This window comes from Limosilactobacillus oris DSM 4864 (genome assembly GCF_001434465.1).
Classification (GTDB): domain Bacteria; phylum Bacillota; class Bacilli; order Lactobacillales; family Lactobacillaceae; genus Limosilactobacillus; species Limosilactobacillus oris.
Genome location: NZ_AZGE01000004.1, coordinates 1 through 12667 on the forward strand (window position 1 = coordinate 1; position 12667 = coordinate 12667).

The 12667-nt window shown below is 44.6% G+C and carries 9 protein-coding genes; 1 reads left to right on the forward strand and 8 read right to left on the reverse strand.

What is annotated here, in order from left to right; all coding sequences use genetic code 11:
• Nucleotides 1–72 precede the first annotated feature (72 nt).
• From FC49_RS02960 to FC49_RS02995, 8 genes are all read right to left on the reverse strand, one after another.
• Nucleotides 73–1488 carry a C69 family dipeptidase gene (locus FC49_RS02960; RefSeq protein ID WP_056984115.1) on the reverse strand — a complete coding sequence of 472 codons (1416 nt, stop codon included), beginning with the start codon at nucleotides 1486–1488 and terminating at the stop codon, nucleotides 73–75.
• An 18-nt stretch (nucleotides 1489–1506) separates the two neighbouring features.
• Complete coding sequence (locus FC49_RS02965; protein ID WP_056984117.1) at nucleotides 1507–1884, reverse strand: hypothetical protein; 378 nt, start codon at nucleotides 1882–1884, stop codon at nucleotides 1507–1509.
• Nucleotides 1884–3824 (reverse strand): OPT family oligopeptide transporter, encoded by a 1941-nt coding sequence (locus FC49_RS02970; RefSeq protein WP_056984118.1) that lies wholly within the window; start codon nucleotides 3822–3824, stop codon nucleotides 1884–1886. The genes FC49_RS02965 and FC49_RS02970 overlap by 1 nt, the downstream gene beginning before the upstream one ends.
• A gap of 271 nt (nucleotides 3825–4095) precedes the next feature.
• Nucleotides 4096–5394 (reverse strand): L-cysteine desulfidase family protein, encoded by a 1299-nt coding sequence (locus tag FC49_RS02975; RefSeq protein WP_056984119.1) that lies wholly within the window; start codon nucleotides 5392–5394, stop codon nucleotides 4096–4098.
• Between the two features lie 17 nt (nucleotides 5395–5411).
• Nucleotides 5412–6713, reverse strand: coding sequence for an SLC5/6 family protein (locus tag FC49_RS02980; protein WP_202812914.1), 1302 nt, complete (start codon nucleotides 6711–6713; stop codon nucleotides 5412–5414).
• 680 nt (nucleotides 6714–7393) lie between these two features.
• Complete coding sequence (gene glpK / locus FC49_RS02985) at nucleotides 7394–8899, reverse strand: glycerol kinase GlpK (protein ID WP_056984121.1); 1506 nt, start codon at nucleotides 8897–8899, stop codon at nucleotides 7394–7396.
• 57 nt (nucleotides 8900–8956) lie between these two features.
• Entirely contained in the window at nucleotides 8957–9142 is a 186-nt protein-coding gene (locus tag FC49_RS02990; protein ID WP_003715255.1) for a 2-hydroxymuconate tautomerase, read from the reverse strand.
• Between the two features lie 77 nt (nucleotides 9143–9219).
• On the reverse strand, nucleotides 9220–11049 hold the full coding sequence (locus FC49_RS02995; protein WP_056984123.1) for a monovalent cation:proton antiporter family protein: 1830 nt from the start codon (nucleotides 11047–11049) through the stop codon (nucleotides 9220–9222).
• A 157-nt stretch (nucleotides 11050–11206) separates the two neighbouring features.
• Between FC49_RS02995 and FC49_RS03000 the strand changes: the two genes are divergently transcribed.
• Nucleotides 11207–12613, forward strand: coding sequence for a C69 family dipeptidase (locus tag FC49_RS03000; RefSeq protein ID WP_056984124.1), 1407 nt, complete (start codon nucleotides 11207–11209; stop codon nucleotides 12611–12613).
• Nucleotides 12614–12667: the final 54 nt, after the last annotated feature.

Sequence of the window (12667 nt, forward strand, 5' to 3'; positions counted from 1 at the left end):
TTTGTCTAACTTTTTTGTTGCACTTCATAAATCATCCGGCTCCCGGGTCTTTTTATTTATGGTTGGCATTCATTACAAGTTTGGATCCATCTTGAACGACATCTTTGAAAGTTCACACCCCTCGGTCAGTAATTCAAAGAAGAGTTCCTTTGTCCGTTCGTTATAGTGAGCGGCTACCTCATGGTTCTGCTTGGTAAGGTAGTCAACCAATGATTGACCGTCCAACTGAGCGGCTTCCTTGTCGACTTCGGCAATCTGCCGGCGTGCCCACTCGTTAAGTTCCTTTTGATAGTCCTCGTTCTTTTCGATAAATTCGTTGTAGTGGCTTTCAACAACTTCTGCTAAAGCTTCATTTAACCAGAACGCACATTTGAGGTCCATCTTTTCAGGAACATTCCGGTACGACTCGTCGGTGTCGTCAGCGTTAGCGAAGAACGGAACGTACGGGTTGAAGGCTGGAACCCCTAACTCAATCCAGTGAACACTGGTCTTATACTTCTTGTCATTCCGAACCTGCAAAATATGTGACTGCGCGGTCCGGGACAGGGAGATTGCCCGGTAGGTCTTGTTTTCCGGTGAATCCCCCATTGGGTCATAAGGCGTTTCGTTGAAGTGCGACTTCAGAACGTACTGGATGTCTTCATCAGAAATCTTAAACTCGGCCTTACGAATAAATGGCATTTCCGAGTCTTCTGGCATTTGTCCCTGGGAAGCCTGAGGACTAAGGTAGCGTTGTGCAAACCAAGTCCGTGGTGTGTTGTAGTGCCGGTCCTTTTGAGTACTGGTCCCAAAGATGTGCCGGAAGTCCCAACGGTCAGTGTCAGGGTTTAATTGGTGTTCCTCAACAAATTCTTGGATACCATCAGCCCACATGTAATTTTCAGGATCATCAAAGTCAATGTCCTCAATTGCTACCTGGTTTGGTGTCACAGCATAACAATCATCCGGAATCCGGACAGCTACCCACTGGTGACCAGTGACAACTTCCATGTACCAAACACTATCCTCATCAGCGAATTGCATCCCGTTACCCTCCGCTGAACCATACTTGGCAATTAATTTTCCGGTATATTCAACACCTTCCCGGGCAGAGTGAATAAATGGCAGAATTAACGTACAGAGCGAGTCCTCTGCTAACCCATTCTTGATAAACGGGTCATAAGCCAGAACCCGATCGTTCGCATAAACACTCTCGGTAAAGGAAGCAGCAACGTTAGCTTCGTTAATTCCATCTTCTTCGTTTGGACCAGTCTTTTGATTCAAGCTAGGCGTAGAAGTGTAGCGCATCCCCTTTTCTGGCATCGGGACGGTGACCTTATTATAAGGTGACACGTAAGTTTCATGCCGTCCTTCAACAGCAGGCTTTACCAGGAAGCGCTTCGGCTCAATTGCTTTAACCCGGTCTTCGTTCCGAGCAATATAAGTAGCTCCATCCAAAGAAGCCTTTTTACCAACCATAATTGACGTACAAGCATCTTTATTTTGCATAGCGATAACCTCCTAAAATTAGTTACCTTTTACTTTAATGATTAGATTATTCTGGTGATCAAGCTGGCGAAGATATAAGACAAGCCGCGTGTATTGATACTTGCGGGTTTCATCAAACTTCCTTCCCAATGCCTGACCCAAGTCGTATACATTGGTTTTGCCATCTAAGTGCAAAAAAACATAGCTTCCATACCGGTCTAAATCAAGCGTGCTCTCTTCGGGAATATTAAAATGGAGTCGATTGCGAAAGAAACGCTGTATTGGATGATTATTTTCCTTAATAATTGTGACAATCCCATCTTTAACAACATAATGTGCCTGCGGATTCCGCTTATAAACTAGCCGTTTTAAGTCGTCCTCCGTAATCCCCTTTTTCTTTTCACGGTTCAGTTGCATTACTTGTTTTCTCCCGAATTTGCCTGCGGTCCATGAATTCTAAACAGTGGAATCAGCACTGCTACCAGCATGATTACCAACAGGACCCAAGCCATTTCATTAGATGCCACGAAACCAGTCAAGGTCTTATCCTTAATAACACCAAAGACGTGCAGGAAGATACCAATCAAACCGATGATCGAGCTTCCGGCAACTAAACCAGATGACATACTAATACCGCTCGAGATCCGGTGTTTAGAGGTTTCTTTGTCTTTGGTAACCTTCTCTACAAAGTAACGAACAACCGCACCGATGAAAATGATAGATGTCGTGGAAGCCGGAAGGTAAAAGCCCAATGCAAATGCCATTACTGGAACGCCCAACATAAAGAAGACAATTGAAAGGATAACACCAGCAATTACCATTACCCACGGAAGTTTATTGGACATTATCCCTTGAGTCAAGGCAGCAATCAGGTTAGCCTGTGGTAAACCAAACGGCGGGTTCGAGCCGGTAATCCGCAATTGTGGTTCCAGAAGAATCATCGTTCCCACAACAACAATAGTCCCAATAATACCGGCAATTAAGTAGTACTTAGTCATTTCGTTTTTATTACCGCCGATAACAAAGGAAACCTTTTGAGTCTGCATATAACCAGACCCAACAGAAATGGCGGTAACGATAAATACACCAAAAGTCAATAGAATCTGCACATGGTCATTGTCTGACCAGCCACAAATTGCAAAAATCAACGTTAAAATTACCATTGACGCGATGGTCATTCCAGAAACCGGATTATTGGAAGCACCAATCAAACCTGCCATCCGGGCAGAAACGATAACGAAGAGGAATGAAAGAATAATTGATAGCAGGCCACCAATCAATGCAATCATAATATTATACTTTGCAAAGAAGAAGGAAACTACCAAAATCAATACAGCTCCCAGTAGCAAGAGCATTGAACTGAACTTATCACCATTGTCGCCATTACTACTCTTCCGCGCTTTAAGGGTTTCAGAAATTGACTGCTTGATAGCAGGAATCAGCTTCAAAGCACCGATAATTCCACCACCAAGCATCATCCCGGCACCGATGTATTTCAGATAGGCGCCAATCACGACGTCAGTTCCTGCCTGGTTCAGCTGGATGCTTGCATCGTTCCAAACCTTAAACGAATCACCTGACATCCCAATGAAGTAACTAAGTAAAGGTGCAACCGCAAATTGAGCAAATATTGTCCCAGAAATCATGATGATGGAAATGTTAATCCCGATAATAAACCCAATTCCGAGTAGCATTGGGTTTACTTCAGTCGACATATCCCATTTATAAAATTTCTTGCTGGAGAATTCAATCATACTGTTACACCAACCCATAAACTGGGTTGTAAAGAAGGTTAAGATACCACCGATACCAAAACCCACTCCCATCATCTTTAGTGATTCACCACCAGCTTCCGAAGCAACCAGTGTTTCAGCAATCGCCATCGATTCAGGATACTTTAATGTCCCATGCTGCGTAATGATTAAGTAATTAAAAACAATATTAGAAACACCGATTGCAAACGCAACGGCAGTAACCCCCACAAGGAAGCCATAGGTAAAGCTGATCTTACGACCAATCAGAACGATTGACGGCAAGACATAAATCATCCCACTGGCAATCGCTTCACCACCGCTAGACATTCCTTGGATCAAGTTAACTCCTAGAATCCCCTTTTTCTTAGCAAAGGCCGCAACTAAGCCTGATCCTAAAATCGCTCCAGGGATACCAGCTGAAACTGTCAATCCAGCCTTCATTCCAGAATATGCCGTTGATGCTGCAAAAATTACAGCCAAAACAGCACCAAAAATCATAATCAGCGGACTACCACCAAGTCCATCGTGTGAACCTAGATATGGAATGTACTTGCTTCCTGGCACACCGCCATACGCCGACTGATCAAGAGTCTTTTTCTTCATAATAATATTCCCCCTAATTGGAATACCCAATAAATATAATAGCGTTTCCAAAATTTATCATACCCCATGTTTGATAGATAATGAATGGTTTCACAAGATTATGAGGGTGATATGAGCAAAATATTATTTGACTTTAATTATAAAAGACTAATCGCTTACTCCTGTGCAAAATTCTGCTAACTTCTTAATATTTCTTGTCATTAAATAAACTTACATTGACTAACAATACACACTTTAAGAAAACAAATTATTAATTTAACCCCTTTTCGGGCTAATTACCCTGTTTATCCATCATAATTCTTAATATTACTGAATCAGACGCTGCCAACCCATTGCGCGTAAGCTTGCCTAAACCTCTAATCGTTTCATCAACCGAATCGCTTACCACTCCATTAGTTCCTGGAATGGTAACCCCTTGCATGGCCAAATTAACTGCTTTAAACATCGTTTGAATTGATGTGGCAACCTTAATAGCACATGAGCATCCAGCACCATCACAGATCATACCTGATGCGTCGCCAACCATATTCTTAATTGCACGGCTGGCGTCGTCTATGTTCCCGCCAAGCAGGTAGCAAATCCCGGTAGCAGCTCCCATTGCGGCAGAATGAGTCGCACAATATGCCGATAAAATCGGCAAAAATGAATGGACGTAAATAGCAGTTAAATGCGATAAGGCAAGTGCGCGAATTAGCTGTTCCTCATCCGAACCTTTGTATTCAGCAATCACACATACTGGTACCGTAGCCGTGATTCCTTGGTTGCCTGATCCGGAGTTAGTGACAGCCGGTAACTGTGCACCACCCATCCTTGCATCGGAAGCCGCCGCTGTCTTTGAAACAATTTTGTTGGTCAAAGAATCTTCATAAGCAATGCCTTGTGGATTGTTCATTGAACGGCCAACTTTCATACCATAGTTGTTCGTGAGCCCCTCTTTGGCCAGTGCCATATTATATTCCTGTGCAATTTTAATAAATTTTAGTTCTTCCAGCGGTGTAGTCATGCAGAAATTCCAAATTTCCTCTAAACTGCTCTTCTGCATAAATAATTCCCAGTCAGCCAATGAATCCACTGCCGGACGTTCCTTCGAAAATACAGTTTCTCCATTTTTCTTGATAAGATATATATTTGTATGATCAGCTGCAATGTATACTTCTGAAGTATTATTATTGACGGTCGTTACCTTAACCTGAACGTATAATTTATCCTGGACATCAGCTACTGAGACCGTAATCTTTCCAGAAGTTGCTAAAGCAACTATTTTTTTATCATCTTCAGCAGTTAGTTTAGGAATTACTTTCATTCCCTTGGAAGCATCCCCGTACAGGTAACCAACCGCAGCAGCAATTGGCAAACCTGGTTTGCCTGTTCCTGGTACGATAACTGCAATTGCATTTTTCATAATATTGGCCGAAACTTTCACGTCAATCTGTTTAGGTTCTTCGTAATTCAATTGTTCGGCACAGGTTGCCACTGCAAAGGCTACTGCCACCGGTTCCGTACAGCCCGTAGCGGTAGAGACTCCCTTATGAAGGGCCTTTAGATACATACTTTGTTTTTCTTGTTCCATTTTTTATTCCCCCTATATTAAACAGCTAAAAATGGTGAGATTACTAGTAAGATTCCAGTTAAAATGATTAAGATAAAGCTGGGACTCTTCAAATGATGGAGAGCAGGAACTTTATAAACAAGATACGTCGGTAATAGACAACCGATAATCCCAAATATCGGTGAACAATATGAGGTGTAATTTAAAATAGGCGCATTAATAACCGCTACCAGCCAAGTAATTAAAATTGCGAAAATTAAGATTCCCACATGTAAGACTTTCATGTTAATTCGACTCTCTGGCATGAATCGTTTTAAGACATTCACAGCAATTCCTTGACAAGCCTCTCTAAAGCCCTGAAAATTTGAGAAAAATGCCGTAACCACAGCAAGAATACTCATTGTCAATGCAGCAACCTTAACCGTGTTGCCGCTCATTCCTTTGGCTGCAATGGCAAGTGCGGAAATGTTCTCTTTATTGGCTTCAACAGCCTGGGCATGATCAATTGAGAAGCTGAATGAGAATGCATAAAACAGTACCGCAGCAAATAAAGTCAAAAAGGCAATTTTCATTGCTCGTGATGCCTTATAGCGAGCTACTTCAATATTCTTATTGTGTGCTCGATAAGAAATTACCATTGGGGATAGTGACTGAATAAAAATAATTGATGTGAGCGTGAACGGCAATAACACAATTGTTTGTTTAATCAAATATCCCAACGGTGGAAAGGCCCCCAGGTTGCTTAAATTCCAGAAACGAATCATCACAATTCCTAGTAGTACAATAACCGCTAATTTAATAATTACCAGTGGGCCTGAAATCTTGAATAGTAGCTTCTCACTTAGTGAAGAAATTAAAACTAAGATACAGATAACCGCAAGACTGTAAAATGGATTATCCGAAAGAACACCCTTAGTAACACCAAAGGTTTGTAAAAAAGAGGCACTATCATTCACGACAGAAGTTGAATATATAAACACCCAAATAACCAGCATAAGGAAATATAGAATCCCTAGAAAGAATCCCCAATTTTTCCCCAAGTAGTTTGTGATTACGGTTGGGTAGTCCACACATTCTTTCGATTCAGCTAGCGTGTTGATAAAAAGCTTTTGAAACAAATAAATTGCTGGGTAAGCAATGATTACAGAAATTAAAAATGTCCAAATACCTACAATACCAACTTTAACCGGAAGGTAAACGATTCCCGCACCAATTGCCATTCCGATACTCATAATTACCCAGCCACGGTCAACACTGTCAAATTTTGTTTCTTTGCGCCATTCATCAACCGTTAAGCCAGCCTTAGAGGCCATCATTTCCTCTTGACTTGAATTTTTCATCGAAATCCCCCCCTTATAGAACATAAATAAAATTTACAAAAGTAGGACTCTAACGCGCTATTTAGTTTAACTTCACATATGTTGTGCACATCATCACTATATCATTAGACTATCCTTTTTCAATTTCCAAAATCGTTTCACAATTGATAATCTTAATTACCCACGTTTACCAATAGTAAGCGCTTACTATTTTACGTATAAATATCAATTAACTACTTGTGAAATCTTACATTTATCTCTTGCAATCACCACATAATTTTATTAAGTCAATTGCAAAATAAAATGTCTAATATATAGCAACTATTTAATTGATAAAAGTAAGCATTAATTACTACTTTTTATTTATGCACAAAAAAAGGTTCTTTTAGTTATGTTCACATGATTATCCATTCATATATATTTTTAACTATACGTAATAACGCCTTTTTTTCACTAATTATTAGGAACAATTGTATTAATTAAAAAGGAGTGGACTAATGAACTATCCTACCTAGTTCATTAGTCCACTCCCTCAAGGATGACTAGTTCGCATTGTGAATCTATTTAACCGTAATTGGTAATTCCAGCATTTAAATTGCCAGTTTGCAGCCATGCACTATAACACCATCATTTTTAAAGAATCTGGGATATTTTCTTAGCTTCTTTAAAACCAATTTTCTTACCAGCATTACCCACAAGTTCTATTTTCCATGGCTGAAAAACTGGGCTGCTTTGATTGCCTGTTGCCATCCAGCGTAAATCTGGTTGGCCTGTTCAGGCTTCATTGCAGGCTGGAACTGGTCGCCAATTTTAGAGAGGCGCCGCAGCTCGTCCTGGTCATTCCAGAAGTCAACTGCTAGCCCGGCCAGGAAGGCGGCTCCCAATGCCGTAGTTTCTTCCATGGCCGCCCGCTTAATCGGCGTTTGCAAGATATCCGCCTGGAACTGCATTAGGAAATCATTTCGTGAAGCCCCACCATTAACTGTCAGGGCCGTCAATGGAAGGCCAGTATCCTGAACCATCGTATCTACTACATCACGAGTCTGCAAAGCAATCGATTCCAGGGTTGCCCGCACCAGATGCTTCCGGTTGGTCCCCCGGGTAAGGCCAAAAATGGCTCCCCGCACTTCTTGATCCCAATATGGGGCACCCAGACCGGTAAATGAAGGAACAACATACACCCCGCCAGTCGATTCGGCAGCGACCGCCATCCGTTCAGATTCACTCGCGTGCTCAAACAGTTGAAGACCATCTCGCAGCCACTGTACCGCCGAGCCGGCTACAAAGATGCTCCCCTCTAAGGCATAGTAAGTTTTACCATCCAAGCCGTACGCAATGGTTGTCAACAAGCCGTTATCAGAGAGGGTCGGTTTTAATCCCGTATTCATCACAATAAAAGCACCAGTTCCGTAAGTGTTTTTTACCGAGCCCTTCTCATAAGCCGCCTGACCAAACAACGCCGCCTGCTGGTCACCGGCAATTCCTGCAATCGGGATTTGGACGCCATAAAAGTGATAATCACCAGTATAGCCGAAGACTGCTGAACTTGGCTTTACTTCTGGCAGCATCGCCCGAGGAATATCCAGCAGGTCCAGGATGTCCTGGTCCCATTCCAAATCGTGAATATTGAACAGCATCGTCCGGCTCGCGTTCGAGACATCCGTAGCGTGAACACGTCGACCACTTAAATTCCACAACAGCCAAGTATCAATAGTTCCAAAGAGCAGGTCTCCTCGTGCCGCTTTTTCCCGCGCGCCAGGCACCCGGTCCAGGATCCACTTAATCTTAGTCGCCGCAAAGTAGGAATCAATCACCAAACCAGTCTTGGCATGAATCATCTCTTTGTAGCCGTCCTTAATCAGCTGCTCCGCCAATGCACTCGTTTGCTTTGATTGCCAGACTACGGCATGATAAATTGGCTTGCCAGTATTCTTGTCCCAGATGACCGTCGTTTCACGCTGGTTAGTGATTCCGATCGCGGCAATCTTATATGGTTTGATTTGGGTCTTAATCATCACGTCCGAGATAACTGCCTGGACGCTATCCCAAATTTCCATCGCGTCATGTTCAACCCATCCAGGCTGGGGAAAGTACTGGGGGAATTCCTTTTGACTCATTCCGACCTTATTTCCGTCATGGTCAAAAATAATTGCACGGGCACTGGTAGTCCCCTCATCAATTGCCATAATGTATTGTTGCTCGTTCAAATTCACTTCATCCTTTCAAAAAAGCCACCTGAGAACTAATCTCCGGGTGGCTTTTATTTACTTGTCGCTGACCATCGTGCCGCCGACACTGTAGCGATCCTTTCGCATTTCATTCAAGACAATGTGTACCCGGTCTGCTGGAACATTGGCATTCTTTGAAATCGCTGCGGTGACATCCTTAACCAGGCCCTTGAGCTGTTCCTCACTCCGGCCCTCGATCAGGTCAATATGAACTAATGGCATTTGGTAACCCTCCTCCAATTAATCTTTCCCTATCTTAACATAAATAAAGCGCTAACGAAATCCCCTCTCCGCTTCGGTCAGCTTCGACGGCGCAGTTGACGGCGTGCTTCTTCGGCCGCCAGACGTTCACCGGTAAAGATAACGTGATCACCAGCCTCGAGGACGGTGTCCCCATGAGGAGAGATTGGCCGATGGTTACGATAAATCCGGCTAACCGTAATCTGGTCAATAAACGGTAACGTATGCAGCTCCTGACCAACAATATTCGGGTTGCGCACAACGGCTTCAAATAAGCCCGCCTCGGTATCGGTTAGCATCTCCAGAATTGACGGTGTTTCAATCAACGAACGAAGGACACTAATGTGGACGTTAAAGCGGTTATAAATCTCAACTCCCAAGTCTTTAAGGATCTTCATCCGGGATTGTCCCCGGCCGGGATCATTTTGACCAGCAATCACCCGGCCGACCCCTGCTCCCTTGGCAATTTTCGCCAGCCGGGCATTCTTACTGTCAGCAGGGAAACAAATCACCATAATATCCGTATCGAAGTAATGACCCGCTCGCAAACTCTCCTCATCAATCGTTGGCAGGTAGGTCAACGAAGCCACTTCACTGTTAAAGGTTTTATAGTTATCTTCGTTATCAGTCAGCATCCGGACATTATACCAGTTCTTTGACAGTTGCTGCGCGACCGGCACTGTAAAGGTATTAGTGCCCACAAAGACAACCCGTTGCTTAATCAGATCCGCCTTTTCCAGCTTGTAAACCGAGTTAAAGACGATTGGAGCGATAATACAGACAATTACGGCTGCCAAAATAAAGGCGTCAGACTGGTTTGCCGTGATTGCGTGAAGGTTGCGTGCCACCGTCAGCGAAGGCAATACCAGTGTAATCGTAGTTACAACCAGAAAGCTGCCGGCAAACGAGTTGCGGGTCGAAAAGCGCCGCCGGTAAACCAACATTGCCGGTAACTTAGCAATAATAAAGCAAACCACCAGAATGGGGATCAATGCCAGGGCTTGGGGGTGGGCAAAAAGCTCCCGCAGGTTTAACTTAACACCAGTCATAATAAAGAAGAAGGGGATCAAGAAGCCATAACCAATCGACGTCAACTTATCCTTAGTCGCCTCAGTTGGTTCCAGGAGCTTCATTACCATCCCCGCCAGGAAGGCCCCTAGAATGTTCTCTGCCCCTACCGTTTCCGCAATTGTTACCAGAACAAAAATCAAGCAAAAGGCCAAGCGGATGTCCAGTTGCGTCGTGGCCTTTGAAATCCGGCTAAACCAGATATAGGGCTGCTTAAACCGCCGCAGCAGGATAATCGCCGCTAAAAACAATAGAATAATCAGCCATAAACGTTTGGCATCCCCACCGTTCAGCGACGCGTAAATCGTTAGCGAGAGCATTGGCACGACCTCACCGAGGACTGCCGTCAGCAAAATCGTTTGTCCTGCCGGCCGTCCTAAAATTTCTTTTTCCTTGAGCGTGGCAATTACCACCCCAAGCGCAACGGTCGAAAATAAAATCGTTGCTAAGAAGAAATCAGAAAACAGGCCCAAACTGCGTAAGATAATTCCCAGCACTGCCGCAGTAATAATAATCAAACCAAACGCCTGCCCAGCAAGCTGAACCGGATTTTGGCCGTCCTGGTTTTTATCCGGCCCCTTCTTAAATAAGTCAAAGTCAATTTCCATCCCTGACAAGAACATCAGCATGATGACACCAAGCGTTGACATCAACGTCAGCATCTCATTAGCCTGCACAATATTAAATGCACTTTTACCAAGAATAACACCAGTGATAATTTCGGCGACTGCCGTGGGAATGTTAGAGACATTCAACCGGGCCATCGCGATGGGGATTACCAAGGCCGCGACCATTACAATCAACACTGAGCCCTGCTCCATCTTCCTCACTCCTCTCTTAAAACTATCCTACCTATTATAATCGTTCATAATTCGCCTGAAAACTCCCTCCCTAAAAAAAGATATTATTCGACTTGTCCGCCATTTCGCGGTACAATTGCTAAACGTTATCGACTATTGAAATAAAGGGGAAAACCACATGACAAACACGCTATCAGCTTGTACGAGCATTCTAATTGGTAAAAAGGCCAGTATTGATGGTTCAATCATGATTGGCCGGAACGAAGATGCAAAGGCAGCCTGGCCTAAGCACATGGTTGTTCACCAGCGGGGTGAGCTCGGCAAGCGCTTTATCTCCAAAGAAACTAAGCTCGAGTTAGTCCTCCCCGGAGAAAGCGCCCGCTATACCGCCACCCCCGAGTGGACTGACCGGGCGGGGCTCTTTGAAGAAGACGGAATCAACGAATACGACGTGGCAATGAGCGCAACCGAGAGCGCCTACTCAAACCAGCTGGTCCTCGGCTGCGACCCCCACGTGGAACACGGCTTGAACGAGGAAGCAATGATTACCGTTGTTCTGCCGTTCGTCAAGACTGCCCGGGAAGGTGTCCAACACCTGGGTGACCTAATCGCCAAATATGGCAGCGGTGAAACCAATGGCGTCCTCTTTGCGGATAATAATGAAGCCTGGTACTTTGAAAACGGCAGCGGCCACTACTGGGTTGCCCAACGCATCCCAGATGACGCCTATGCGGTGGTTGCTAACCAGCTGGCAATCCAGGAGGTTGACTTCAACGATCCCGAAAACTTTATGTTCCACCCGGGGATCCGCGAGTTCGTGGAGGAAAACCATCTGAATCCCCACCCTGCCGGTTTCAACTTCCGGCAAATCTTTGGTACTGCTGACCGGGCCGACGCCGTTTATAGTGAACCCCGGGTTTGGATTGGGCACCAGATGTTCAGCTCACTGGCCGCACAAGACGAGCAAGCTGAAAGTGCTGACCTGCCCTTCATCATGAAACCAGACCGCCGGCTCTCCATTTTTGATGCCCAGCGCTACCTCAGCGATCACTTCGCCGGCACCCCTTACGATCCATTGAGCAAGGGCCCTCTTGCCCACCGCTACCGTCCAATTAGCCTGGCTAAGACTCAAGAGTCGCACATCCTGCAGATGGGGCGGCAAACGGGGGCTAACATCCACTGGCTCGCAATGGGAGTTGCCGCCGAGAGTACTTACGTTCCCTTCTTCAACGGAATCACGGATGTCCCTGCTTCTTATAAGCGAGGGAAACTGCCAGCCCAGCTTAATTCTGCTTACTGGATCTTCAAGCACGCAAGCGTCCTCGTTGACAGCCACCTTCACGACTTCCTCCCCTTGCTAGAAGAAGTGCAAAAAGAGCGGAACGCCGCGGCAATTAAACTGATTAAAGAAACCGATCACGCCTTAGTCAACTACCAGGGCAACGAGCGGGCAAATTTTCTAACCCAGCAAAGCGAAAACTTCGCTACGGATACAATGAATGCCTATAAGAAGCTCACACTGGAGTTAATCACTAAGATGACTGACTACTCTCCACTGAACTTCAACACTGATGAAAACCTATAAAAAACAAAAGCAGTTCCTCAGATCAAGCTGATTTGAGGAACTGCTTATTTAATA